Consider the following 24461-nt stretch of genomic DNA (forward strand, 5'->3'; position numbering starts at 1 on the left):
CCCGTAGCTTCACCTATGTCAGAAGCGACGCAACGCGGTCGAGAACGACCGCCGAGTCCCCCGTCGAAGCCCGTGGTTCACCACACCCTCCGGTACGCGGACGACCCGCTGGCGTTCGTCACCGAGGTCGCCCGCGAGTACGGTCCGGTCGCGGAGTACGACATCGGCGGCATCTCGTTTTACCAGCTGAGCGACCCCGAACTCGTCGAACACGTCCTCGTGCAGGAGAACCAGCGGTATATCAAAGGCGAGCTGTTTCAGGAATCGCTCGGGACGGTCCTCGGCGACGGCCTGCTCACGAGCGAAGGCGAGTTCTGGCGGCGGCAGCGCCACCTGATGCAGCCGGCGTTCCTCCCGCAGATGCTCCGGCGCTACAGCGAGGTGATGGTCGACTACACGGAGCGCATGCTGTCGTCGTGGGAGGACGGCGAGACGCGCGACATCCACGGGGACATGATGAGCCTCACCGTCGAAATCGCCGCGAAGACGCTGTTCGACGTGGACATCCGCGAGGAGGAGTCCGCCGTCGGCGACGCCCTCGAAACCGTCATGGACTACTCGTCGACCTCGATGAAGCGCCCGGTGGACGTGCCCCGGTGGGTACCCACCCCGCGCAACCGCCGGTACCAGCGGGCGCTGGACGACCTCACCGAGGTCGTCGGCCGCATCGTGACCGAACACCGCGAGGACGGCCCCGACCCCGAGGCCAACGACGTCGTCTCGCTCCTGTTGACGTTCCGCGACGACGACGGCGAACCCCTGCCGGACGAGCAGATACGCGACGAGCTCGTGACCATCCTCCTCGCCGGCCACGAGACGACCGCGCTGGCGCTCACCTACACGCTCCACCTCCTCGGGACGAACCCCGAGCAGGCGGCGACGCTCCGCGAGGAACTCGACGCCGTCCTCGGCGGCGACCGGCCCGGCTTCGGCGACCTCGACGACCTGACCTACACCGAGCAGGTCGTCAAGGAGGGGATGCGCGTCTACCCGCCGGTGTGGGAACTCATCCGCGAGGCCGCCGAACCCGACACCGTCGGCGGCTACCGCGTCGAACCCGGTCAGACCGTCGCGGTCCAGCAGTGGGTGCTCCACCGCGACCCGCGGTTCTACGACGACCCCCTCGACTTCCGGCCGAGTCGGTGGACGAAGGACTTCGAACGCGACCTCCCGAAGTACGCGTACTTCCCGTTCGGCGGCGGCCCGCGGCGGTGTATCGGCGACCGCTTCGCCATGCTGGAAGCGCGCCTCGCGTTGGCGACGATTGCCCAGTCGTGGACGGTCGACCCGACCCACGACCTCTCGTTCGACCCCTCGATTACCCTCCGGCCCGAGGGGTCGGTCGAGATGGTCGTGAACCGCCGGTAAGCGCCGGTGGCAATCGCGGCGGCGCGTAGTCTCAGCCCCGGTTTCGCCCGCCGTCGTCGCCAACACCCTTATTCTCCGAGGCCGTGGACCGGTTCCATGGCCGGAGACTTCCTCCTCGTCGCCGCCGTCTTCCTCGCCGTCGGCCTCCCCGCGGCGGCGTTCCCCTACCGCGTGTCGAAACTCGGCGAGCGGGTCGACGCCATCGGGAGCAAAACACCCAAAGACGAGGTCGAACCCGCCGAGTGGAACGTGACGCTCACGCGGTTCGTCGGCGCCTTCATGTCCGCGCTCGGGGTCGCCTACCTGTTCGCGTGACGCGGGTCGGCACGAGCCGTCGCCGCCGGCCGCACCGGCCGACCCGCCACCACCCCGGAGCGTTTACCCGCCGTCCGGCCGACACCCGAACCAATGAGCGACGCCGATGTCGACGCCGAGTCGAACCCCTATCTCCGCGACCCGCCGACCGAGTTCGAGCCCGCCGAGTCGCTCTCGCGCGAGGCGGCCGAGGAGCAGGCCGCGCTCCTCCGCGAGGCCGTCCGCGAACACGACCACCGCTACTACGTCGCGGCCGACCCGCTCGTCTCCGACGCGGCCTACGACGCGCTGTTCTCCCGGCTGGTCGCGCTCGAAGGCGCGTTCGACCTCGACACGACCAACAGCCCGACGAACCGCGTCGGCGGCGAACCCATCGACGCGCTGGAGACGGTCGAGCACGTCGCGCCCATGCTCTCTATCGACCAGAGCACCGAGGCCGCCGACCTCCGCGAGTTCGACGAGCGGGTCCGCCGCGAGGTCGGCGACGTCGACTACGTCTGCGAACCCAAGTTCGACGGCCTCTCGGTCGAAGTCGTCTACGAGGACGGCGAGTTCGTCCGCGCGGCCACCCGCGGCGACGGCCGGCGCGGCGACGACGTGAGCGCGCAGGTGAAGACGATTCCGACCGTCCCGCTGTCGCTCCGCGGCGACCACCCGGACCGACTCGCCGTCCGCGGCGAGATTTACATGCCGAAGTCCGACTTCAGCGACCTCAACGCCCGGCGCGTCGAGGCCGGCGAGGACGCCTTCGCCAACCCCCGGAACGCGGCCGCCGGGACGCTCCGCAACCTCGACCCCTCGGTCGTCGCCGACCGCCCGCTCGCGGTGTTCTTCTACGACATCCTCGACGCGAGCGCGCGCCCCGACAGCCAGTGGGCGGCGCTCGACCGCCTGCGCGAGTGGGGCCTCCGCGTCGCCGACCGCATCGAGCGCGCCGCGGACGTTGAGGGGGCCATCGACTACCGCGACCGGATGCAGGCCGCCCGCGACGACCTCGACTACGAAATCGACGGGACGGTCATCAAGGTGGACTCGCGGGAGGCCCGCGAGCAGTTGGGCGAAAAGAGCCGCTCGGTCCGCTGGGCGTTCGCCTACAAGTTCCCCGCGCGCCACGAGGTGACGACCGTCCGCGACATCGTCGTGCAGGTCGGGCGGACGGGGCGGCTCACGCCGGTCGCCATCCTCGACCCCGTGGACGTGGGCGGCGTGACGGTCTCGCGGGCGACGCTCCACAACCCCGACGAGATAGCCGCCCTCGGCGTCGCGGTCGGCGACCGCGTCCGCGTCAAGCGCGCCGGCGACGTGATTCCGCAGGTGGTCGAGGTCACCGAAGACGGCGGCGGAAGCTACGAGTTCCCCGACGAGTGTCCCGTCTGCGGGAGCGCGGTGGACCGCGACGGCCCGCTGGCGTTCTGCTCGGGCGGGCTGTCGTGCCCGGCCCAGCGGGAGGCCTCCATCGGCCACTTCGCGGTCAAGGGCGCGATGGACATCGACGGCCTCGGCGAGGAGCGCGTCGCCCAACTCGTCGACGCGGGCCTCGTCGAGACGGTCGCCGACCTCTACGACCTGACGGCCGACGACCTCGCCGAGTTGGAGGGGTGGGGCGAGACGAGCGCCGAGAACCTCGTGGCCGCCGTCGAGAACGCCAAGCATCCGTCGCTCGACTCGTTTCTCGTCGGGCTGAGCATCCCCGAAGTGGGCGAGGCGACCGCCCGCGGCCTCGCCCGCGAGTTCGGCGAAATCGGGGCGTTCCCCATCGAGGCCGACGCCGAGGAAGGCGAGTTCGATGCGTTCGAAGACCGCCTGACGACGGTGCCCGACGTGGGCGGGACGGTGGCGCGTCGCGTCCGCGACTTCTTCGAGAACGCGGACAACCGCGCCGTGATTCGCGCGCTCCTCGACCGCGGCGTCGACCCCGAACCCGTCGAATCCGGCGGCGACGAACTCGACGGCCTGACGTTCGTCGTGACCGGGACGCTCGCCGTCAGCAGAGGTGACGTGAAAGAGCTCGTCGAATCGCACGGCGGCAACGTCACGGGGTCCGTCTCGGGCAACACCGACTACCTCGTCGTCGGCGAGAACCCCGGCCAGTCGAAGCGCGACGACGCCGAGGCGAACGACGTGCCGACGCTCGCGGAAACCGAGTTCGAGGACCTGCTCGCTGAGCGCGGCGTGGCGTACCCGCCGGAGTAAAACAGTCGGCGTCGCCGAGGCGGTGCTGGCGCGACCGCCTCAGAGGTCCGTCTTCTCGAACGCCCGGTAGCCGAGCAGCGGCGGGACGACAATCCACGCGAGGAGGATGGCGAGGATGAACGGCCCGGTGAAGTAGAACGGAAGCGACTCATTGAACGTCGATTGGATCACGAGTTGCTCGCCGAGACCGGCCTTGAACAGGCGGGCGGCGACCGCGGGGCCGTACAGTTCCGCGACCAGCGTCTCGTAGGCCCGAAGCGGGTTCAGATACTTGATGAACAGTCTCATCTGGACGATTTGCGGCGCGGTCAGTGCGGTGAGACCGAGCTGTTCGACGACCCAGTTGACGAGCCGCGGGACGCCCGTGGCGACCGTCGACCAGAGGACGGCGAAGATGAAGTACAGCCCGACGGTGCCGAACAGCGCCTGCCGCTGGGAGGCCGAGGTCGCCGAGAGCCAGACGCCGATGGAGACGAACGCCGTGGCGAGGAGTCCCGAGAGGGCCACCTGTCCCGCGTAGGAGACGAACATGACCTGCCCGCCGGTGAACAGCATCGCAAAGAGGGCGACGACGAAGCCGACGAGCATCGAGATGATGACGACGAGCGTGCGGCCGACGAGCTTTCCGAACACCACGTCGCGCCGGGAGTTCGGAAGCGACAGCAGGAGCTTGATGGTGCCCGACTCGCGCTCGTCGATGAGCGAGCCGTGGGCCGTCACGAGCGCGATGAGCGCGAGGACGAACCCGAGCATACCCGCGTACGAGAAGTTGAACAGCCCGCCCGGCGCGGTGGTGAGGCCGAACAGCGTCTCGGAGTTCGCGCCCGCGCCGGAGAGCAGGACGCCGTAGAACAGCGCCGTCGACCCGCCGATGAGGAGGGCGAAAAACAGCGTCAGGCCGAGGAGCCACCGCGACCGGAGGGCGTCGCGGAAGTCCTTGCGCGCGACGGATTCGAGCGTCACGCCGCCACCTCCGGTTCGTCGGCCGAGTCGTCGCCCTCGGTGTACGCGAGGAAGATGTCTTCGAGCGACGCCGAGTCGGTCTCGAAGTCGGCGACGGTCGCGCCGCCGGCCTCGACGGCCTCGATGACGCGCGTCTTCGCGTCGTCGGTACAGCCGACGACGAGGCGGTCGCCGTCGGTCTCGACCGAGGAGACGCCGTCGAGCGCTCGGACCGCGTCGAGGTCGGCGTCGCCGTCGACGTCGATGCGGAGAGTCGCCTCGGCGTCGACGCGGTCGCGGAGGCCCTCGATGGTGTCCTCGGCGATGAGTTCGCCGTCGCGCATGATGCCGACGCGGTCACAGACCGCTTCGACCTGTCCGAGCACGTGGCTGGAGAAGAACACCGTCGCGCCGCGGTCGGCCTCGGCGCGGACGATGTCGCGCATCTCGCGCGCGCCGGCGGGGTCGAGCCCGGAGGAGGGCTCGTCGAGGACGAGGAGGTCGGGACTGCCGGCGAGCGCCATCGCGAGCGCGAGGCGCTGGGACATCCCCTTGGAGTAGCCGCCGGCGCGGCGGGCGGCCTCGTCGGCGTCTAAGCCGACGCGGGAGAGCAGTTCGTCGGGGTCGTCGTCGGCTTCCTTGGACTCGATGGCGAACTCGACGTGTTCGCGCCCGGTGAGTCGGTCGTACACCTCGTAGCCCTCGGGGAGCACGCCGGTCCGACGCCGGACGGCCACGCTCTCGGCCTGCGCGTCGTGTCCGAGCACGCGGACGGACCCGCTCGTCGGGCGGGCGAAGTCGAGAAGCATGTTGATCGTCGTCGATTTTCCGGCACCGTTGGGACCGAGGAACCCGAAGACCTCCCCCTCAGCGACGGAAAACGAGAGGTCGTCGACGGCGGTGACGGTGTCGGGTTCGGACGACGGGAGGAGGGAATCGAACAGTCCCTCGTCGTCTTCGAACCGTTTCGTCACCCCGTTCAGTTCGATGGCGGCCATGGGCGGGCCTGCGTCGCACTGCCTTAAAGTGTTTTAGGTGCGAAAATCACGGGCGATAACATTCCGGGTCGAAATCGGCGGTCGCCGGACACTCACCTCGCCGCCGTCGGGCGGCTCGGACCCCTCGTCGGCTCAGACCTCGTCGTCGGGCTCGTGGGAGTCGGCCATCTTCGTCGCCTCCGTCGCGTACCGCTCGCGCAGGTCGTCGTCGGCCACGGGTTCGAGGTTCTCCGTCGGCGCGTCGATGGCGGCGGTCACGGTCATCCGGCGCTGGTGCATCACGGCCGCGGCGAGCTCCTTCCGGAGTTCGTACTCGCCGTCCGGCGTCGCGTAGATGAGGATGATGAGGTCCCGGTCGTCGTAGGACCGCTCGACCAGCCAGAGCCGCGTCGTGTCGTCGTCGCTCATGGGCCGTGGTTCGGTCGGGGCACCCTTACGCGTGCCGGCATCGAATCGGCGGGAGCGGCGCGACGCGACGCGGCCACGGCGCCCCCGCCGTTTATTCGCGCCGCGAGCGTACGATTCCGGCATGTTGGAGACGCTGCTGGGCGACGACGTGGAGTCGTCGGGCCGATACCTCCCCGAACTCATCTACGGCGCGAACGACGGCATCGTCACGACGTTCGCCGTCGTCGCCGGCGTCGCGGGCGCGTCGCTGAGTCCGGGCATCGTCATCGTCCTCGGGTTCGCCAACCTCTTCGCCGACGGCTTCTCGATGGGGATGAGCAACTACCTCGCCGAGCGCTCGGAGGAGGACTACCACGACGCCCGCGGCGACGGCCACGCCCGGACCGACGGGAAAACGCCCGTCAGAACCGCCGCCGCGACGTTCGCCGCCTTCATCGTCGCCGGGTGGGCCCCGCTGTTTCCGTACGTGCTCCGGGTCGAACCGCTGTTTCCCGTCTCCATCGCCGTCACCGCCGCGGCGTTCTTCGCCGTCGGCGCGAGTCGGAGCCTCGTGACGAACCGCTCGTGGCTCGCCAACGGGGTCGAGATGTTCGTCGTCGGAATGGCGGCCGCCACGGTCGCCTACGCGGTCGGGAACCTCCTCGCCGGCGTCGCCTGAAACGAGCGTCGTCAGCCTCGCATCAGGGAGCCGATTGGTTCCCCGTCAGTTCCTCGACCTCGGTGGCGAGCGACGACAGCGCCTGCGTGCTCTCGTCTGTCGCGGTGACGATGCTGTCGACCGCGCCCTCGGTCTCGACGGTCCGGTCGCGCACGTCCTCGATTGTCGCGGTCAGTTCCTCGACCGCCTCGGCCTGCTCGTCGGTCGCGCGGGAGACCTCGGCGACGCCGTCCGCGGCGGTGTCGATGGATGCAGCGATCTCCTCGAACGCCGCCAGCATCTCGGAGATGCGCTCGTCGGCGTGCTCGATGCGGTCGTTCGACTCCGTCGCCGCGTGGACCGCCTCGCCGGTCTGCGACTGGATGTTCTCTATCTGCGCGGTGATGTCTTCCGTGTGCTGGCGCGTCTCGTCGGCGAGCGACTTCACCTCCTCGGCGACGACGGCGAACCCGTCGCCGTCCTCGCCGGCGCGGGCGGCCTCGATGTTCGCGTTGAGCGCGAGCAGGTTCGTCTGTTCGGCCACCTCGGAGATGACCTCCACGACCGCCTCGATGTCGTCCATGCGGCCGCCGAGTTCGGTCACGCGGTCGACGAGTTCGTCGCCCATCGTGACGACGCTCTCGGTCGCCTCTCGCGCCTCGCTGTTGGCCTCGCGGCCCTCGGCGGTCGCCTGCCGCGCCTCGGTCGCCGCGGTGTCGACCTCGTCGGCGGTGGCGGCGACCTCCTCCATCGTCGCGCTGAACTGCTGCATCTGGGTCGCGCCCTCGTCGAGGAGGTCGCGCTGTTCCTCGACGTTCTCGACGATGGCGTCGGCCGCCGACGCGGCCCGCGTGACCGCCGCGGTCGCCGTCTCCGTCTCGTCTTCGACGTTCGACGCCAGCGTCGAGAGGTTCCGCGCCGTCTCGTTGACCGCGTCGACGACGAGATAGAGTTGGTCGTCGACGGTGCCGCGTTCGTCTATCGTCGCCCGCGCGTCGAGGTTGCCCCGGCTCAGTTGGGTCAGCGTCGACTCGACCTCGGAGACGAGTGCGGCGACCTCGCGGTGGCGCTCGACCTCCGTCGTCCGGTTGCGGACGGTCTGGAGGACGCCGACGAGCTCGCCGCCCTCGTAGAGCGGCATCGCCGTGTGTCGGGCGTGGCAGTCGTCGCCGTTCGCGTCCGTGAACGTCTCTTCGGTCGCGTAGAGCAGGCGGTCGGAGTCGTCGAGCTCCACGCCGTCGAGCGACGCGGCGTCGCGGGGGTTGTCGAGGACCTGCCCCGCGAGCACGCGGGCCGCGGCGTCGCCGTAGAAGGTCTCACCGAGGTCGCGGCGACCGAGCGCGGCGTCGGCGGACGTGCCGGTCAAAGACTCGACGCCCGAGTTCCACGCCGCGATGCGACCCTGTTCGTCGAGGACGAACGCCGGAAGCCCGACGCCGTCGAGAAGTACGTCGTCGTCGACGTTCAGGTCGGGCGCGTCGGCGGCGGAGCCGGCGACGATTCCGCCGTCCGGTAACGGCGTCTTCGCACCGAACCACGAGCGGGCGCGAGATAGTATACCAAGTGACATTAGAGGCCACGTTTCAGAGCATCACAGGAGTATCTTTCGAGCAGATTATCAAAGTGAATAATTAGAAGACCGCGAGGCGGCGCTGCGCCCGACGCGTTAGCCTCAAGCTCTTCGCGCGGTAAGCCACCCCAGATGGACCCTGCCGCGGTCAGCGAACGAGCCAGCGCGCTTCCCTCGGACCCCGGCGTCTACCAGTTCGTCGCCGGCGACGCGGTGCTGTACGTCGGGAAGGCGGTCGACATCCGCGCGCGGGTTCGGTCGTACGCGGACCCCCGGTCGGAGCGCATCTCCCGGATGGTCGCCCGCGCGGAGCACATCGACTTCGCCGTTACCGACACTGAGACGCAGGCGCTGCTCCTCGAAGCCAACCTCGTCAAGCGCCACCAGCCGCGTTACAACGTCCGCCTGAAAGACGACAAGTCCTACCCGCTGGTCCAACTGACGGCCCACGCGGTCCCGCGGGTCGAGGTCACGCGCGACCCCGAGGACTCGGCGACCGTCTTCGGGCCGTACACCGACAAGGGTCGCGTCGAGACGGTCGTGAAGGCGATTCGGGAGACCTACGGCCTCCGCGGCTGTTCGGACCACAAGTACGCGAACCGCTCGCGGCCGTGTCTCGACTACGAGATGGGCCTGTGTACGGCCCCCTGTACCGGCGAAATCGCAGAACGGGACTACCGCGAGGACGTGGAGTCGGCAATCCGCTTCTTCGAGGGCGAGACGGGCGTCCTCGCCGACCCGCTCCGCCGGGAGATGGAGGCGGCCGCGCAGGACGCGGAGTTCGAGCGCGCCGCCAACCTCCGCGACCGACTGGAGGCCGTCGAGTCGTTCCACGGCGCGGGCGAGGACGCCGTCTCGTCGCAGTCCGACGAGCGCGCCATCGACGTGCTCGGCGTCTCGCTCCGCGGCGATTCGGCGACCGTCGCCCGACTCCACGCCGAGCGCGGCCAGTTGGTCGACCGGACCCGCCACCACCTCGACGCCCCGGAAGGCGAAGACCGCACGGCCGCCGTCCTCTCGGCGTTCCTCGCGCAGTTCTACGCCGAGCGCGACCTCCCCGACGCGGTCGTCCTCTCGGAGCGCCCCGACGACGAGGACGTGGTCGCGTGGCTCGAATCGGAGGGCGTGGGCGTGCGCGTCCCCGGCGCGGGCCGCGAGGCGAAACTGGTCGAACTCGCGCTGAAGAACGCCCGCCGGCGCGCCGGCCGCGACGACGGCCTCGCCACGCTCGCCCGCGAACTCGACCTCGACGTGCGTCGCGTCGCCCGCATCGAGGGCTTCGACGTGAGCCACGCGCAGGGCAAGGCCGTCGTCGGCAGCGACGTGTGTTTCGTCGAGGGGAGCGCCGAGACCGCGGACTACCGGCGGCGGCGACTCCCCGAGCGCAACGACGACTACGCGAACATGCGCGAACTCGTCCGCTGGCGGGCGACCCGCGCGCTGGAGGGCCGCGACGACCGGCCCGACCCCGACTTACTCCTCATCGACGGCGGCAAGGGACAGTTGAACGCCGCGCTCGACGCCCTCGACGAGACCGGTTGGGACGTGCCCGCCGTCGGCATCGCCAAGGACCGCGAACTGGTCGTCACGCCCGACCGGACGTTCGACTGGCCGGACGACGCGCCGCACCTGCACGTCCTCCAGCGCGTCCGCGACGAGGCCCACCGCTTCGCCGTCCAGTACCACCAGACGCTCCGCGACGAGGTGAAGACCGTCCTCGACGACGTGCCGGGCGTCGGCGAGAAGACCCGCCGAGCGCTCCTCACGCGGTTCGGGAGCGTCGAGGGGGTGCGCGAGGCGTCGGTCGAGGACTTGACCGACGTGCCCGGCGTCGGCGAGAAGACGGCCGCGGAGCTGAAACGGCGGCTCTGAACGGGGCTACGCCTCGAACGCCGGTGAGCGAACCACGAGCACCCCGGCGACGACCACCCACGGAACGACGACGACCGCGCCGACGGCGGTCGGGCCGAGTAACGACGGCGCGCCGGCCGCCGCGAAGATGCTCCCGAGGCCCGCGAAGGCGTTAAACATCCCGTGGCCGAGCGCCGCGGGCCACACCGAGTCGGCGCGGAGCGCGACCCACGCGAGGAAGACCCCGACGGCCGTCGTCATCCAGACCATCGCCAGGAAGCCGGTCCACGGCGCGCCGGGGTAGCCGAAGCCGTAGTTGTAGCCGAGCGCGATGAGCGGCCAGTGCCACGCGCCCCAGACGACGCCCAGAAGGAGGACCGCCCGGCGAGGTCCGAGCGGGAGGAACTTCTGCAGGAGGTACCCCCGCCAGCCGAACTCCTCGCCGAAGGCGAAGACGGTGTTCACCGTCGCGCCGAGGACGAGCCCCTGTGCGACCTGTGCCACCAAGACGAGTTCGAGCGACGCGCCCGGCGGGAGCACCCCGCGGAGCGCCGTCGCGTCGGGGTCGAAGTACGCCGGAAGGAGCGCGAAGAACAGCGCCGCGCCGACGGCGACGACGAGACCGGGGACGAGCCACGCGAGGAGGTAGGTGCCGAGGTTCGACCGAAACGCGGGGCGAATCCGCAGGTTCGCCCATCCCTCCCCGGTGACGAGTCGCGTGACGACGTTCGCGACCGACGGCGAGAACATGTAGCACGTGCTGACGAGCACGAGCCAAAGCGGGAGGCCGAACGCGACCGGCGGCGAGTCCGTCAGGCCGCCGGTGAGAGACACGGCCAGCGCGGTCGCCGCCGCGAGACCGAAGGCGACGAGGAGAAAGACGACGACGCGGCGAGACTCGAACGGCTCGGCGCGCGCGTTCGGTTCCGCCGGACCGTCCCCAACCGTAGACATACGAGAACTATCGGTCGGCGAGGAGATAACGGTTGACGCCGCGGAGACACGCGTGTCGGCGGACGGTGACGCGGATCCGGAAAAAGTCGGTACGCCGCGAATCGGACCGAGTTACGCGATTTTGTCGTACTGGTCGCGGAGCTTCTCGGCCGCGTCGTCCATGAGGTCGGCCTCGTAGTCGTCGAGGTCCCACTCGACGACCTCCTCGATGCCGTTCGAGCCGAGCTTGACGGGGACGCCGAAGGCGGTGTCCTCGTAGCCGAACTCGCCGTCGAGGACGAGCGAGCCGGGAAGCACTTCGCCGGTGTCGTGCAGGACGGCCTCGACCATGTGGGCGACGCCGGTCGCCGGGCCCCACTGGGTCGCGCCCTTGCGCTCGATGACGTCCATGGCGGACTCCTGGAGGTCGCCGAGAATCTCCTCTTTCTCGTCGGCGGAGAAGGCGGGGTCGTTGCCGTCGACGCGGACCTTCGAGAAGACCGGAACCTGCGCGTCGCCGTGCTCGCCGAGGATGGTCGCGTCGACGTTCTTGACGGGCACGTCGAAGCGCTGGCTCAGCACGTAGCGGAAGCGCGCGGAGTCGAGGCGGCCGCCGAAGCCGATGACCTTGTGGCGGTCGCGCTCGCCCGTCTCGTAGAGGTGGCGGTTGAGCAGGTCGACGGGGTTCGACGTGGTGATAGAGACGAAGTCGTCGTTGTACTCGGCGAGCGAGGAGCCGATGTCGTCCATGATGGGGGCGTTGTCGCCCGCGAGGTCGATACGGGTCTGACCCGGCTGGCGCGGGATGCCCGCCGTGATGACGACCACGTCGGAGCCGGCGGTGTCCTCGTAGCCGCCCTGCGTCACGACCGTGTTGGAGTCGTAGGCGATGCCGTGGTTCGTGTCCGCCGCCTGTCCGACCGTCTTGTCTTCCATCTTCGGGATGTCCACGAACACGAGTTCGTCACAGACATCGCGAAGCGCGAGGTTGTACCCAGCCGCGGCGCCGACCGTGCCGGCCGCACCGATCACGCTAACTTTCGTCATGCCACATTAACGACGCTGTGGATTCCGAGTAAACGTTTCGGAACGGTCACCGTAGCGCAGTCTGTCGATTTCGTGTACGTCAGTCGTCGAATTTCGGGTGACAGCGGCGGGGTGTCGTCGGGTGCGAGAGCCGGTGAGACCGCCGGTCCCGAAACCGGTCGAGCGACGCCGTGGGGTTTTTCGACGCACGTCGCGTCCACACGCACATGAGCGACTTCGACAAGGAAGCAGAGCGCCAGCGACTTCGGGAGAAGTACGAGCGAGACGAGACGAAGCGGCAGTCGACCCAACGGATGAGCGAGTTGCTCCTCAAGGGCGCGACGATGACGAACAAGCACTGCGACAACTGCGGCGACCCGCTGTTCCGCTACGAGGGACAGGTGTTCTGTCCGACCTGTCAGGCCGGGGGAGGGGCCGCGGCGAACGCCGACCAAGACGCCGAGCGGGCCGCCGAGGCGGCCGTCGAAGCCGACGCGGGCGAAGGTGGAGTCGACGCCGGGGCCGAGACTGCACCGAGCGGGGTTGCCGAGGCCGCAGAGAGCGCCGACGCGGACGCTTCGGCGGGCGTCACCGCCGAGGCATCGGAAGCCGAGCGACCGCAGGTCGGAGCCCGGCAGTCGGAACCGGCCCGAGGAACCCGCGTCGCGGACGAGGCGCGCCGCGACGCGGCCGGGACGAACGGGCGGACCGCGTCGCCGACGCCGGCGCGAACCGCGAGCGAGCGGGGGTCGACCGAGCGTCGTGCGCCCCGCGGGGTCGGAGGCGACGTCACCGACGCGCGCGCGTCGCTCGTGCGGACGCTGACGTGGGCCGCCGAGCGCGCCGAGTCGACCGACGACCCGCGGCGGGCGACCGAGTACCTGACCGCCGCGCGCGAGGCCGCCGAGGCCATCTCGGCGCTCGACCGCTAACCGACTGGCTGCCGTCGCGTCCTCGCGCCGACTGTCGCTCCGGGCGGTAGAACTTACCGCCCCGCGGGCCCTCTGTTTCGTATGGACGTTCTCATCCCCATCGACGGCACCGACGCCAGCAAGCGCGCGCTCGACTTCGCTATCGAGATGATAGGCGGGATGGGCGGGAGCCTCCACGTCGTCCACTACACGAACAGCCAGACCGACGCGACGACGGCGATTCTCGACGACGCGCGCGGCAGGCTCGAAGCGGGCGAAATCAGCGGCGAGCCGGAGCTCTCGACCATCACGGTCGACGTGTGGACCGCCGACCGCGTCGGCGAGGAGATTCTCGACACCGTCGAGCGCGGCGGCTTCGACCACGTCGTCATGGGCCACCACGAGGACGGCATCGTCGAGCGAACCGTCTTCGGGAGCGCCGCCGAGACGGTGCTTCGGGCCGAGGCCGTTCCGGTGACTATCGTTCCCTGACGCGCTCCGGGCGGTGAACGCGGCTCAGCGGTACTCCGACCCGACGACCTCGCGGATTCGCTCGGCGGTGACTTGGCCGACCCCGCGGACCTCTTTGAGGTCGTCCTCGTTAGCGGTCATCACCGCCTCGACGCTCCCGAACGCTTCGAGCAGCGTCCGCGCCGTGACCGGGCCGATGTCCGCGATGGCGGAGACGACGTACTCCTGTTGCTCGTCGAGCGTCTTCGCGCTCTTGCCGCCGTGGACGCTCACGGTGCGCTCGCGGTCCGTCTGCTCGCGGGTGGCGATGGTCGCCAGCAGCTCCGCGGTGTCGTCTTCGTCCTCGGTGAACAGCACGCTCACGTTGAAGTCGACCGCGACCGACGACAGCGCCCCCCGAATCGCGCCGGGGTGGATGTTGCGCTCCTCGTAGAGGCCGCGCCCCTCGATGACGAGAAGCGGCCGGGCGTAGTGGCGCGTGAGGTCCGCTATCTGCTCGAATATCGACCGGTCGCCGCCCGTGAGCGTGTCGAGGAAGTCCGAGACGCTCTTTCGCTCGACCGCGACGCGGTCCGAGAGGACGTAGTCGCCGACCGCGAGCGTCTCCAACCGGGTCGTCAGGTCCTCGCGCTTCGAGAGGGTGCGGGCGATGTTGGAGTCGAGTTCGCGCTGGTCGACGACGATTTCGACGGTGTCCTCGTCGTCGGTGCCCGCCGCGGCGACGGTGGCCGGTTCGTCCGTGTCGCCGCCGCTGTCGTTTCCATCGTCGCCCTCGTCGCCGTCGTCCGCCCGCGCCAACTCCTCGTCCGAGGGGCCGAAGTCGGCGAGGCCGGACTGTCCCTCGGAGTCGGTCGCCGCGGCGGTCGCGGTCTCTCCGTTCGTGGCGGCCGATTCGGCGGTCGATTCGGCGGCCGACGCCTCGTTCGCACCGGCCTCGGCCGCGTCGTCAACCCCCCCGTTTCCGGTGGAACTCCCCCCGTTCCCGGCGGAACTGCCGTCGTCGCCCGCGAACGCCGAGAGGTCGCGCTGGGAGGGGTCGAGTTCGGCTTCGAGGTCGTCGGCCGCGCCCTTGAGGTCCCGGAGCTCGTTTTGCATCGTCTTCTCGCGGCGGCGCGATATCCAGAAGTACGCCTCGTCGCGGGTGTCCTCGGCGAGGAGGACGACCACGCGACCGTCGGCCTGACGACCGGTCCGGCCCTTCCGCTGGATGGACCGGATGGCCGTCGGCACGGGTTCGAAAAAGAGCACGAGGTCGACCTCGGGCACGTCGAGCCCCTCCTCCGCGACGGAGGTCGAGACGAGCACCTCGAACTCGCCGTTTCGGAACTTGTCGAGGGTCTCCTGCTGTTCGTTCTGCGTCATTCCGTCGGAGCCCTCGCGGTCGCCCTGCCCGACGAACCGCCGGACCGAGAAGCTCTCCGAGAGGAACTCCGTGAGCGCCTCGGCCGTGTCGCGGGACTCGGTGAAGACGATGACGCGCTCGCCGTCCTGGATGCCGAGCGTCTCGGCGAGGAGGATGCGCGTCTTCCTGAACTTCGGGTGGAGGCCGTCGAACGACTCGGCTTTCCGCATCGCCTCGCGGACCTTCGGTTCGGCGACGAGTCGCTGGCTCGCCTTCGACGCGCCCGACGACCGGGCGGCGTTGCGCTGGCGCTCGAAGTACCGCCGGACCGACTCGACCGACTGGGTCTCGACGAGTTCGACCGCCCGGCGGAGCTTCATCACCTCCGCGTGCGTGGACATGCCCTTGTAGCCCTCCGACTTGTCGGCGTTCATCAGCCGCTGGAGCTCCGCGCGCATCCGGTTGAGCTTCTTCTGGGAGATATCGGGCTTCGTCGACTTGGTGACGCCCAACTGCTTGAGCTTCTCCAGCCGGTCGGTGATGACCTCGTTGAGGGCGTCGCGAATCTCCAGAATCTCGTCGGGGAGCTGGATGCGGTTCCACTCCACGTCCGTGTCGTGGGTGTACTCCGACACGTCGGCGTCCTCCTCGGTCATCACCTCCACGTCGACGATACCGAGGTTCTCACAGACTTCGAGGATGGCCTCCTCGTCGCCGCCGGGCGAGGCGCTCATCCCCGTGACGAGCGGGTTCTCGGCGTCGGCGTGGTAGCGCTCGGCGATGTAGACGTAGGCGTAGTCGCCGCTCGCGCGGTGGCACTCGTCGAAGGTGAGGTGCGTCACGTCCCGAAGCGAGATGCGGTTGCCGATGAGGTCGTTTTCGATGACCTGCGGCGTGGCGATGACTATCTGGGCCTCCTGCCAGAGCGCGGCCCGGTCGTCGGGCCGAACGTCGCCGGTGAAAACGACGATTTCGTCGTCCGGGACGTTCAGCGCCTCGCGGTAGAAGTCGGCGTGCTGCTGGACGAGCGGCTTCGTCGGCGCGAGAAACAGCGACTTCCCGCCCACGTCGTGGAGTCGCTGGGCGGTGACGAGCAGGCTGACGGTCGTCTTCCCGAGGCCGGTGGGGAGACAGACCAGCGTGTGGCCGTTGCGCGCGGTACCGGCGAGGCGAATCTGATAGAGCCGTCGCTCGATGAACGACGGCGCGAGTAGCGGGTGGTCCACGTACGCAACGTCCTCGGAGGCCGGCATCGGTGACGATTGCTCGCCCTCGCCGATAAGCGTTCGCAGAGCGAGGTGAAACTAAAGGAGTCCGCCGGGAGACGCCGCGGCGGTCGTTACCCCGCGCTGTCGGCGGTGTCGAGGTCGGGGTCGTCTGGTCGCGCGGACGGGAGCGACGCTCCGAGGAGCGACGCCCACTCGGCGACCTTTTCGTTGTGCGGATCGGACATAGCGCTTCCCCAAGGAGATATACTCTCAACTATCGTATATAACGATTGTGCCGATTCGACGGTTGGACTCGTACGCACGGGGCCGAACGGTCAGCGTTCCACCGAAAACGGCGGGGTGAGAAGTCGGGCGGACGCGAGAACCGCGCTCAGTCCTCGCGGTTGCCGGGACCCCACGAGTCCGGGACCTCGATGACGTACCGACCGTCCTCGCGGAGTGAGATTATGTACTCGTCGCGGTCGTACAGCTCCATGAGGTTGAGTTCGTACTGACCGGGGTTGACGATTTTGATGCTCTCGAACTGGTCGTTGAGCTCCTCGCGGAGCTGGTCCAAGTTGGGTCGGTCGTCGGACGACGGCTCGATGACAGTTCCGTCCGCGTCCGCGGGTGCGGCGTCGGCGGGCTGGCCGGCCGCCGCGTCGGGGTCGGAAGACGCGCCGGGGTCGGACGGCGCTTCGGGCGGCGTCTCGGCCGCCGAACCGCGTCGGTTCGCGTCGGCCGCAGCGAGTTCTTCCGGCGTGACGACGTCGCTCCGGGCGCTCTTCTGGGAGTTGTCCTCGTCCGTCTCGCGCGCGTTGATCGAACCGGATGCGCGATTCGGGGGCGAGGCCGAGTCCGGCGAGCTATCGGGGTGACCCGCCGCGGGCTCTCCTCGGGGTTCGTTCCGCGACTCTTCGGGCTCCTGCGGGTCTGCCCCCGGTGACTCCCCGGGCGCGGACGGCCATTCGCCCCAACCGCGGGGTTTGGTTTCGGGGTCGTCGGTCGCGTCGGCCGCGTCGGTCGGCGACGGCTCGCTTCGGGTCGACCCGGCGGCGTCGCCGGTCTCGGTTCGCTGTGGGGCGTCGGCGTCCGCGTTCGCCCAGTCGCTGACGGTCATCGACTCCTCGTCGGTCGAATCTGGATGGGACTGCCGCTGCGCGCGGTCTCGGACGGCGTCGGCCGCCGAGGAGGTCAGGTCCCGCGCTCCGGCGCCGCCCGTCGACGGCGTGTCATCGCTTGCGCTCGCGGGAGCGCTCCCGCTCGACGCGGGCTTGAACTGAAACTTGTTGCCGCCGCAGCTCGGGCACCCCGAAAGCATCTCCTTCGAGCCATCGGGGAACACCTTACCGCACGTGGTGCATTGATGTGGCATTGGTGGATGGTAGCGCCGGATGGCGCGTGAGGGCGTTCGTTGGACCCCCTATTTTCGCGAGACGAGCGCGCTGATGAGGTTCTCGTCCTTGTGGAGCGTCTGAATCTGGTTCGCGGGTCCGATGACGGTGAGCTTCTGGGTCGACTGTCGGCCCATGAGCCGGTCGAGGAAGCTCTGGTCTGCGGTCTGCGAGCGCGGATACGTTTCGATTTCGATACCATTGAACTCGTCGGGGCTTATCTCGGCCATCGTGACCTCGATGAGCTTCGACTCCTCGTCGGGCGAGAGACCCTCTTCGAGGATGACGATGTTGCCGTCGCGGACGCCGTCGAGGATGAGCCGAATCTTCTCCATGCTCGTGAGGTTTGCCATCCGATTCCCGCTGAAGAGGTCTATCTGGACCCCGTCGGTGCCGTCGTCGGAGGCGGTTGCTTCAGGCATGGTGAATCACGCGAAGTACTCCGCGATTTTGGCGTACACTTCGTCCATGTTCTCACCTTCGAGCGCCGACAACTCGACTGTTTCGTGCTGTGGGTACGCGTTCGCGATGCGCTCGACGTTCGACTCTTCGAGGTCGATCTTGTTCGCGAAGATGAGCACGGGCAGGTCCTGGCTCTCGATGATGCCGATGAGCATCGTGTTGACCTGCGATATCGGGTCTTTCGTGCTGTCGAGCACGTAGATGACGCCGTCGACGTCCTCGCGGAGCCAGTGCATGGCCTCGGCGACCCCCTCGGTCGCCTCGCGGGACCGGCGGACGGCGTCGTCCTTCTCCATGTCGTGTTCGAGGAACTCCTTGTAATCGACTTTCGTCGTGACACCCGGCGTGTCGACGATGTCGATGGTGACTTTCTTGCCGTTCCGCTCGATCTCGACGTTCTCCTTCCGCCTGGCGCGGCGAGTCTCGTGAGGGATGTGGCTCTCGGGACCGATGGCGTCACCGGTCCAGTCACGGGCGATGCGATTTGCGAGAGTCGTCTTCCCGGCGTTGGGCGGGCCATATATACCGATCCGCTTCGGCTCGCTCTCCGAAAAGAGCCGGTCGACGACTCGTGAGATGCTGTCTCTTAAATCTGTGAGCAGTCCCATCCTGGGCCTCCCGCACCTCCCGAACGCGTCGTGGAGGGCGTATGGAGGTATCACCCAACCGGACTCACTTAAGCACTACGTCAGACACCAGTCAAGTTGGCGACAAAACGACAGAAAGGAACGTCGGCGACGACGGTCAGTCCGATTCGACGGACTCAAACGGTGCAATCGGGAGACCGGCGTTCGGTTACGGTGTGTCGAACAGCCGAAACGAGGGCGGGAGAAATCGATACCACGTTCTCTTGGTTGTTACTTTGGGCGTACACGTGCGTAGTTCGAACATACTTCGAGCGCTGAATCTCGAATCCGCAGAGAATCTCTCGAATCGTGCTGACCGGCTCTGAAGACGCCACGTCGACCCCGACACAACCCGCCTCCTCGGTAGCGATTGCCATTCGAGACGGTTGACACGTTCTGTGGCCGCGAGCGACTCGCGTGGGTACACCCCCACCCCTTCGTTTCGGGTGGAACGGCTCGAAGGGGTGGGTGGGGGGGACCGCTAGACGGCGGTCGGATGTTAATTGAACCCTAGACCGGTGTAATAATATCGGGTTTCTATCTACTACGGATTTGGTTAGTATCTATCAATGATAAAACCATCCCTATTCAATGACCGCCGAGACCCCCTCCCCACCGATTCACAGTTCCACCCGAAACGAAGGGGTGTGGGGGAATCGCCACCCAGGCGTTTCCCGTCGAACTGGAAAAGCGCCACTTAATTGCACAGGAAACGAGGGGGTTAGACAGAGTCGAGAAACGTCCTATCGACCGATTTCTGGGAAATCGCATTTTCGACGTTTCCACACGAAACAGAGGGGTTCGAACAACCGATTTTTCTCGTCGGGCACTCTCCCCGTGCTGGGTTCCACTCGAACTGCCTCCGATTGTCGGTTCGCGTGGACCGCGGACTCAACTCGGAACTATCGGTCGAAGCCGAGCGCAACTCGGAGCGCTCGACCCGTTTCGACTCGACGCGTCTTCGTTCGCTCCGCCGTGGTTCGAGACCACTCTCGATCGACTGCTCAACTTCGCCCACGCGTCTTCTTCATCTGGTCGCTCGATTACTCCGAAGAGGGTTCACTTGGTCGCCCCTGCGCGTTTACTTACTCGCTCTCCGCGCATTCGTCTACTCGTTTCCCGTCACCCAACGGACCACCCACTCCACCACAACCGTCACGTCTGATAGTTTCGGAGACGTTCGTGGTATCGTGGTTGTTCGTGTTGAAACGCTCCTGTCCCTCCGAGTTCCGGTCGAACGACGGCGGACGAGTCGGAGAAGTAAGATTTTTGTACCGACTGTTCGTTTGGTTCCTTTGCATCATCTGGAATCGCCTTCTTCGGCGTGATGTGAAAATGCCGACTATCTCCGGCTTCACGCACCCAATGCGCCGATTCGGGGCGACAATTCCACTTGAAACAGAGGGGTATTCACGATGGACGAGGAAGAGAATCCGCGAGACGGCACACGAGAGGGAGCCGGGAACAGCACGTCGGACGACACAGTCGCGGACGCCGACTCCGGTGTACCGAGTACCGACACGTCCGACGGCGATGGGTCTGCCGACGGCTCTCCCGTCGCGGACGACGTATCCTCCGAAGACAGCGTATCCCCCGAGGACGGCGGGGACGACGTGTCCCCCGAAGACATCGACATTCAGGCGAGCATCGGCCCCGACGCCGACGCGCCCGACGAGGACCTCGACCAGCACAAAGACCCCGACGTCGGTCTGGACAAGGTCGTGCTCAACGACGACGAGGGGTCGAAGGGACTGTTCGACGACCTCCTCGCCGGCGAGCCGATTTTCGAGAACAAGGAGGTCCTCCGGCCGTCGTACACCCCGCACGAACTCCCCCACCGGACCGACCAGATAAACCAGATGGCGACGATTCTCGTCTCCGCCCTGCGCGGGGAGACGCCGTCGAACATCCTCATCTACGGGAAGACCGGGACCGGCAAGACCGCGAGCGCGAAGTTCGTCAGTCAGGAACTCGAATCCACCTCCCAGAAGTACGACGTTCCCTGCGAGGTCGAGTACATCAACTGCGAGGTGACCGACACGCAGTACCGCGTGCTCGCGCAGTTGGCGAACAAGTTCATTGAGAAGAACGTCGAGCGCATCGAGGCCGAACAGGAGCGCCTCGACGAGATGCGAACGCGGGCGACGGAAGACCCCAACGCCCTCGCCGACACGCCGTACGACTCCATCGCCGAGTTAGACGAGCGCGCGGCGGAACTCGACGACGACGCCGACGAGATGGAGACGGTGCCGATGACCGGGTGGCCGACCGACCGCGTCTACACGACGTTCTTCGACGCCGTCGACTACAAAGAGCGCGTGGTCGTCATCATGCTCGACGAGATCGACAAACTGGTCGAGAAGTCGGGCGACGACACGCTGTACAACCTCTCGCGGATGAACTCCGAACTCGACAACTCCCGCATCTCAATCATGGGTATCTCGAACGACCTGAAGTTCACCGACTTCCTCGATCCCCGGGTCAAATCGAGCCTCGGCGAGGAGGAAATCGTCTTCCCGCCGTACGACGCCAACCAGCTCCGCGACATCCTCCAGCACCGCGCCGACGTGGCGTTCAAGCCCGGCGCGCTCACCGACGACGTGATTCCGCTGTGCGCCGCGTTCGCCGCGCAGGAGCACGGCGACGCCCGGCGCGCCCTCGACCTGCTCCGCACGGCCGGCGAACTCGCAGAGCGCGGGCAGGCCGACACCGTCGAGGAGGCCCACGTCCGGCAGGCGCAGGACAAAATCGAACTCGACCGAGTGGTCGAAGTCGTCCGTACTCTCCCCACACAGTCGAAAATCGTCCTCTTCGCCATCATCCTCCTGGAGAAAAACGGCGTCCGCAACATCAACACCGGCGAGGTGTTCAACATCTACAAGCGCCTCTGCGAGGAGATCGACGCCGACGTGCTGACCCAGCGTCGCGTCACCGACCTCATCTCGGAACTCGACATGCTCGGCATCGTCAACGCCGTCGTCGTCTCGAAGGGCCGGTACGGCCGAACCAAGGAGATCAGCCTCTCGGTCCCAATCGACGAGACCGAGGCCGTTCTGCTGACGGACTCTCGTCTCGGCGACATCGAGAGCGCACAGCCGTTCGTACAGGCGCGGTTCGACAACTGAAGAACGAAGTCCGCGAAGTCCGACTCTTTTCCTGTCTCCGCGTCACGCCGCGAGCGCGTCGGCGCTCGGCGACGCCTCGACCCGAAGCGGTGCCGTCGTCGCCGGCGCGTCGCCTCCCGCCGCGTTCGTCGTCGACACGTCGGGAGCCGTCGTCTCCATCGTCGTCACGTCGACGTACTCGACGGGGGCGGGCGCGACCGGCGTCGTCGTCGCCATCGAGTTGGCGAGCGTCAGCCGAACCCACCCGAGAAGCGGGATGCGGATTCGCGCGACGCCTTGGACCCACTCGGGGCGGACCGGGTCGGCGATGCCGCTCACCTGGTCGTACCGCGGGTTGTTGTCGCCTTTCGTGATGAAGCCGTCGTACTCGGCGGGGCAGTTAGCGAGTTCCCGGCAGTTGTCGGCGGCCATGTACTCGGAGTTCGCCCTGTCGTACCAGTTTTCGCCCTCCTCGACCCAGAGCATCGCCCGGTGGATAATCGGGGGGCCGCCGGCGCCGGGGTCGTCGTAGACGATGACGCTGCCGGGGCCGCCGAACTTCCGGTAGTCGACTTCCGCGCCCGTCTCGGCCGTGACGACGGCGGTCCCCTCGACCGCCGAGTCGGGGGCGTATCGCTCCGGCCCCGTGATGAACACGAGGTCGCCTTTGTGCATGTGCGGTTCCATGCTCCCGCTTTCGACGGCGACCATCGGCGGCCACACGCCGCTCACCGCGAACAGGAGCAACCCGACGGCCAACACGGCGAGCGCGCTCGTCAGGACTTCGCGGACGAACATAAGCGGCCCCTCTTCTGCCGTCCGGAGCCGAGTTAGAACGCCTTCGTCGGAGGCTTGACCGCGCCGCGAGTCGGGGGAGGGCGGGCGACCGTCGTCGTCACTCATCACTCCCAGTTTACCCGGACCGGGTTTCAACGTTCTGGGTTTCGGCATCCTTTTTGCCGCGTGTCGCACACTCCGGGTGTGCCACTGGAGACGCCGGCGCGCATCGTCCGGGCGCTCGTCGGTCGCGGCTACAACGCCGAACGCGAGGCCGTGACCCTCATCGCCGGCTCCGACGACCCCGGCCGGACCCTCGCCCGCGTCGTCGAAGCCGTTCCGGACGACGCGCTTCGCATCACCGCCGACCACGTCCGCGAGGTGCTCGCCTCCGCCCCCGCCGCGGACCCGCCGGGAACCGAATCGACGGGGTCGGCCGCCCCGGACGCCGCCGTATCCGATACCGCCGCCGACCCCGACCCCCCTGTTTCCGCTGCAACACCGCACGACAACGCGGACCACACCACTCAATCAGCTCCAGCTGAAGCGAAGGGCGGACCGGCCGGTCGGAACGTCGACCCATCGCTTCGGTCCCTCGAAATCGCCAACGACATGACCGGTCAGTCGACGGGGACCGGCGAGTACGGCGACTTCGTGAAGGTGTTCCGCGACCGCTACGAGAAGCTCTCGAAGATGCTCCGCGGGCGCGTCAACCACCGCCCCGCGAAGGCCATCTCGAACATGTCCGGCGGCGAGGACGCGGAACTCATCGGCCTCGTCGACGACGTTCGCTCCACCAAGAGCGGCCACTGGATTATCGACCTCGAAGACACGACGGGGACGTTCCCCTGTCTCGTGATGAAGGACAAGGACATCGCGAGCCACGTCGACGAGCTCCTCATGGACGAGTGCATCGCGGTGCAGGGGACGCTGTCGGGCGACGCGGGCATCCTCTTCGTCGACTCGCTGCACTTCCCCGACGTGCCGCGGAGCCACCGCCAAAACACCGCCGACAGGGACGTGCAGGCGGCGCTCATCTCGGACGTACACGTCGGCAGCCAGGAGTTCATGGCCGACGCGTGGAACCGCTTCGCCGACTGGCTCCACACCGAGGAAGCCGAGCGCATCGAGTACCTCCTCATCGCCGGCGACATGGTCGAGGGCGTCGGCGTCTACCCGAATCAGGACGAGGAACTCGACGTCATCGACATCTACGAGCAGTACGAGGCGTTCTCCGAGCACCTCAAATCGGTGCCCGGCGACCTCGACATCGTGATGATTCCGGGCAACCACGACGCGGTCCGACTCGCGGAGCCGCAACCCGGCTTCGACGACGAACTCCGTGACATCATGTCGGCCCACGACGCCCGCATCACGAGCAACCCCTCGATGGTCACCCTCGAAGGCGTCAACGTGCTCATGTACCACGGCGTCTCGCTCGACGAGGTCATCGCCGAACTGCCGGCGGACAAGGCGAGCTACGACGAGCCGCACAAGGCGATGTACCAGCTCCTGAAGAAGCGCCACGTCGCGCCGCAGTTCGGGGGCCACACCCGCCTCGCGCCCGAGGAACTCGACTACCTCGTCATGGAGGACGTGCCCGACATCTTCCACACCGGCCACGTCCACAAGCTCGGCTGGGGGAAGTACCACAACGTCCTCGCGGTCAACTCCGGCTGCTGGCAGGCCCAGACCGACTTCCAGAAATCCGTCAACATCGACCCCGACGCCGGCTACGCGCCCATCGTCGACCTCGACACGCTGAACATGACGGTTCGGAAGTTCTCCTGAGCCGGCCGTTCACTACTGACGTCCGTTCGACTCAGCGACCGCTCTCCCGACAGTATGCTCCCTGATAGCACGCCGGATGTGCGGCGTTCGGGACCATTCCGCCGTCGCTTTTTACCCGCGACGCACACAGAACC

At 67.8% G+C, this 24461-nt stretch carries 20 protein-coding genes; 9 read left to right on the forward strand and 11 right to left on the reverse strand.

Going from position 1 to position 24461, the window contains the following annotated elements:
• Positions 1-15 precede the first annotated feature (15 nt).
• The 3 genes from NDI65_RS19530 to ligA all read left to right on the forward strand — a co-directional run bounded on the left by NDI65_RS19530 (position 16) and on the right by ligA (position 3876).
• Positions 16-1368, forward strand: coding sequence for a cytochrome P450 (locus NDI65_RS19530; RefSeq protein WP_089777107.1), 1353 nt, complete (start codon positions 16-18; stop codon positions 1366-1368).
• A 96-nt stretch (positions 1369-1464) separates the two neighbouring features.
• The gene (locus NDI65_RS19535; RefSeq protein ID WP_089777108.1) at positions 1465-1683 is read left to right on the forward strand and encodes a hypothetical protein; all 219 of its coding nucleotides are present in this window, start codon (positions 1465-1467) and stop codon (positions 1681-1683) included.
• Positions 1684-1776: 93 nt separating this feature from the next.
• Positions 1777-3876, forward strand: coding sequence for an NAD-dependent DNA ligase LigA (ligA, locus tag NDI65_RS19540; RefSeq protein WP_089777109.1), 2100 nt, complete (start codon positions 1777-1779; stop codon positions 3874-3876).
• 39 nt (positions 3877-3915) lie between these two features.
• Here the strand turns inward: ligA and NDI65_RS19545 are convergent, their stop codons facing one another.
• The 3 genes from NDI65_RS19545 to NDI65_RS19555 form a co-directional block, all read right to left on the reverse strand.
• A complete protein-coding gene (locus NDI65_RS19545; RefSeq protein WP_089777110.1) occupies positions 3916-4839 on the reverse strand; it encodes an ABC transporter permease in 924 nt (307 codons plus the stop codon).
• Entirely contained in the window at positions 4836-5816 is a 981-nt protein-coding gene (locus tag NDI65_RS19550; RefSeq protein ID WP_089777111.1) for an ABC transporter ATP-binding protein, read from the reverse strand. The genes NDI65_RS19545 and NDI65_RS19550 overlap by 4 nt, the downstream gene beginning before the upstream one ends.
• 132 nt (positions 5817-5948) lie before the next feature.
• Positions 5949-6224, reverse strand: a complete 276-nt coding sequence (locus NDI65_RS19555; RefSeq protein WP_007274665.1) for a hypothetical protein — start codon at positions 6222-6224, stop codon at positions 5949-5951.
• 121 nt (positions 6225-6345) lie between these two features.
• Here NDI65_RS19555 and NDI65_RS19560 point away from each other — a divergent pair, with 121 nt between their 5' ends.
• Positions 6346-6882, forward strand: coding sequence for a VIT1/CCC1 transporter family protein (locus tag NDI65_RS19560; protein WP_310894126.1), 537 nt, complete (start codon positions 6346-6348; stop codon positions 6880-6882).
• Between the two features lie 22 nt (positions 6883-6904).
• On the opposite strand, the gene NDI65_RS19565 is transcribed toward NDI65_RS19560, so the two are convergent.
• A complete protein-coding gene (locus tag NDI65_RS19565; protein ID WP_089777113.1) occupies positions 6905-8431 on the reverse strand; it encodes a methyl-accepting chemotaxis protein in 1527 nt (508 codons plus the stop codon).
• A gap of 132 nt (positions 8432-8563) precedes the next feature.
• On the opposite strand from NDI65_RS19565, the gene NDI65_RS19570 reads away from it, so the two are divergent.
• Positions 8564-10303 (forward strand): excinuclease ABC subunit C, encoded by a 1740-nt coding sequence (locus tag NDI65_RS19570; protein ID WP_089777114.1) that lies wholly within the window; start codon positions 8564-8566, stop codon positions 10301-10303.
• Positions 10304-10309: 6 nt separating this feature from the next.
• On the opposite strand, the gene NDI65_RS19575 is transcribed toward NDI65_RS19570, so the two are convergent.
• Both NDI65_RS19575 and mdh read right to left on the reverse strand, forming a co-directional pair.
• Complete coding sequence (locus tag NDI65_RS19575; RefSeq protein WP_089777115.1) at positions 10310-11236, reverse strand: CPBP family intramembrane glutamic endopeptidase; 927 nt, start codon at positions 11234-11236, stop codon at positions 10310-10312.
• A 111-nt stretch (positions 11237-11347) separates the two neighbouring features.
• Entirely contained in the window at positions 11348-12262 is a 915-nt protein-coding gene (gene mdh, locus NDI65_RS19580) for a malate dehydrogenase (RefSeq protein WP_089777116.1), read from the reverse strand.
• A 206-nt stretch (positions 12263-12468) separates the two neighbouring features.
• Here mdh and NDI65_RS19585 point away from each other — a divergent pair, with 206 nt between their 5' ends.
• Together NDI65_RS19585 and NDI65_RS19590 are read left to right on the forward strand one after the other, a co-directional pair.
• Positions 12469-13173, forward strand: a complete 705-nt coding sequence (locus NDI65_RS19585) for an Sjogren's syndrome/scleroderma autoantigen 1 family protein (RefSeq protein ID WP_089777117.1) — start codon at positions 12469-12471, stop codon at positions 13171-13173.
• An 81-nt stretch (positions 13174-13254) separates the two neighbouring features.
• The gene (locus NDI65_RS19590; RefSeq protein ID WP_089777118.1) at positions 13255-13644 is read left to right on the forward strand and encodes a universal stress protein; all 390 of its coding nucleotides are present in this window, start codon (positions 13255-13257) and stop codon (positions 13642-13644) included.
• Between the two features lie 24 nt (positions 13645-13668).
• On the opposite strand, the gene NDI65_RS19595 is transcribed toward NDI65_RS19590, so the two are convergent.
• The 4 genes from NDI65_RS19595 to NDI65_RS19610 all read right to left on the reverse strand — a co-directional run bounded on the left by NDI65_RS19595 (position 13669) and on the right by NDI65_RS19610 (position 18637).
• Positions 13669-16218 (reverse strand): DEAD/DEAH box helicase, encoded by a 2550-nt coding sequence (locus tag NDI65_RS19595; RefSeq protein ID WP_089777119.1) that lies wholly within the window; start codon positions 16216-16218, stop codon positions 13669-13671.
• A 346-nt stretch (positions 16219-16564) separates the two neighbouring features.
• Entirely contained in the window at positions 16565-17548 is a 984-nt protein-coding gene (locus tag NDI65_RS19600) for a Zn-ribbon containing protein (RefSeq protein WP_089777120.1), read from the reverse strand.
• A 48-nt stretch (positions 17549-17596) separates the two neighbouring features.
• Complete coding sequence (locus NDI65_RS19605; protein WP_042663591.1) at positions 17597-17989, reverse strand: DUF2073 domain-containing protein; 393 nt, start codon at positions 17987-17989, stop codon at positions 17597-17599.
• A 6-nt stretch (positions 17990-17995) separates the two neighbouring features.
• The gene (locus NDI65_RS19610) at positions 17996-18637 is read right to left on the reverse strand and encodes an Era-like GTP-binding protein (protein WP_042663592.1); all 642 of its coding nucleotides are present in this window, start codon (positions 18635-18637) and stop codon (positions 17996-17998) included.
• A 1433-nt stretch (positions 18638-20070) separates the two neighbouring features.
• Here NDI65_RS19610 and NDI65_RS19615 point away from each other — a divergent pair.
• Entirely contained in the window at positions 20071-21780 is a 1710-nt protein-coding gene (locus NDI65_RS19615; RefSeq protein WP_089777122.1) for an ORC1-type DNA replication protein, read from the forward strand.
• Between the two features lie 42 nt (positions 21781-21822).
• Here NDI65_RS19615 and NDI65_RS19620 read toward each other — a convergent pair whose 3' ends face one another.
• On the reverse strand, positions 21823-22662 hold the full coding sequence (locus tag NDI65_RS19620; RefSeq protein ID WP_193310921.1) for a S26 family signal peptidase: 840 nt from the start codon (positions 22660-22662) through the stop codon (positions 21823-21825).
• Between the two features lie 78 nt (positions 22663-22740).
• Between NDI65_RS19620 and NDI65_RS19625 the strand changes: the two genes are divergently transcribed.
• Positions 22741-24327 carry a DNA-directed DNA polymerase II small subunit gene (locus NDI65_RS19625; RefSeq protein ID WP_042663594.1) on the forward strand — a complete coding sequence of 529 codons (1587 nt, stop codon included), beginning with the start codon at positions 22741-22743 and terminating at the stop codon, positions 24325-24327.
• Positions 24328-24461 lie beyond the last annotated feature (134 nt).

It is taken from the genome of Haloferax sp. S2CR25, assembly GCF_031624535.1.
GTDB lineage: Archaea > Halobacteriota > Halobacteria > Halobacteriales > Haloferacaceae > Haloferax > Haloferax massiliensis.

Coding starts and splice junctions, on each gene's coding strand:
- NDI65_RS19615 (WP_089777122.1), top strand. CDS start 20,071: ATGGACGAGGAAGAGAATCCGCGAGACGGCACACGAGAGGGAGCCGGG.
- mdh (WP_089777116.1), bottom strand. CDS start 12,262: ATGACGAAAGTTAGCGTGATCGGTGCGGCCGGCACGGTCGGCGCCGCG.
- NDI65_RS19585 (WP_089777117.1), top strand. CDS start 12,469: ATGAGCGACTTCGACAAGGAAGCAGAGCGCCAGCGACTTCGGGAGAAG.
- NDI65_RS19565 (WP_089777113.1), bottom strand. CDS start 8,431: ATGTCACTTGGTATACTATCTCGCGCCCGCTCGTGGTTCGGTGCGAAG.
- NDI65_RS19535 (WP_089777108.1), top strand. CDS start 1,465: ATGGCCGGAGACTTCCTCCTCGTCGCCGCCGTCTTCCTCGCCGTCGGC.
- NDI65_RS19560 (WP_310894126.1), top strand. CDS start 6,346: ATGTTGGAGACGCTGCTGGGCGACGACGTGGAGTCGTCGGGCCGATAC.
- NDI65_RS19620 (WP_193310921.1), bottom strand. CDS start 22,662: ATGAGTGACGACGACGGTCGCCCGCCCTCCCCCGACTCGCGGCGCGGT.
- NDI65_RS19570 (WP_089777114.1), top strand. CDS start 8,564: ATGGACCCTGCCGCGGTCAGCGAACGAGCCAGCGCGCTTCCCTCGGAC.
- NDI65_RS19605 (WP_042663591.1), bottom strand. CDS start 17,989: ATGCCTGAAGCAACCGCCTCCGACGACGGCACCGACGGGGTCCAGATA.
- NDI65_RS19600 (WP_089777120.1), bottom strand. CDS start 17,548: ATGCCACATCAATGCACCACGTGCGGTAAGGTGTTCCCCGATGGCTCG.
- ligA (WP_089777109.1), top strand. CDS start 1,777: ATGAGCGACGCCGATGTCGACGCCGAGTCGAACCCCTATCTCCGCGAC.
- NDI65_RS19610 (WP_042663592.1), bottom strand. CDS start 18,637: ATGGGACTGCTCACAGATTTAAGAGACAGCATCTCACGAGTCGTCGAC.
- NDI65_RS19595 (WP_089777119.1), bottom strand. CDS start 16,218: ATGCCGGCCTCCGAGGACGTTGCGTACGTGGACCACCCGCTACTCGCG.
- NDI65_RS19530 (WP_089777107.1), top strand. CDS start 16: ATGTCAGAAGCGACGCAACGCGGTCGAGAACGACCGCCGAGTCCCCCG.
- NDI65_RS19575 (WP_089777115.1), bottom strand. CDS start 11,236: ATGTCTACGGTTGGGGACGGTCCGGCGGAACCGAACGCGCGCGCCGAG.
- NDI65_RS19550 (WP_089777111.1), bottom strand. CDS start 5,816: ATGGCCGCCATCGAACTGAACGGGGTGACGAAACGGTTCGAAGACGAC.
- NDI65_RS19555 (WP_007274665.1), bottom strand. CDS start 6,224: ATGAGCGACGACGACACGACGCGGCTCTGGCTGGTCGAGCGGTCCTAC.
- NDI65_RS19590 (WP_089777118.1), top strand. CDS start 13,255: ATGGACGTTCTCATCCCCATCGACGGCACCGACGCCAGCAAGCGCGCG.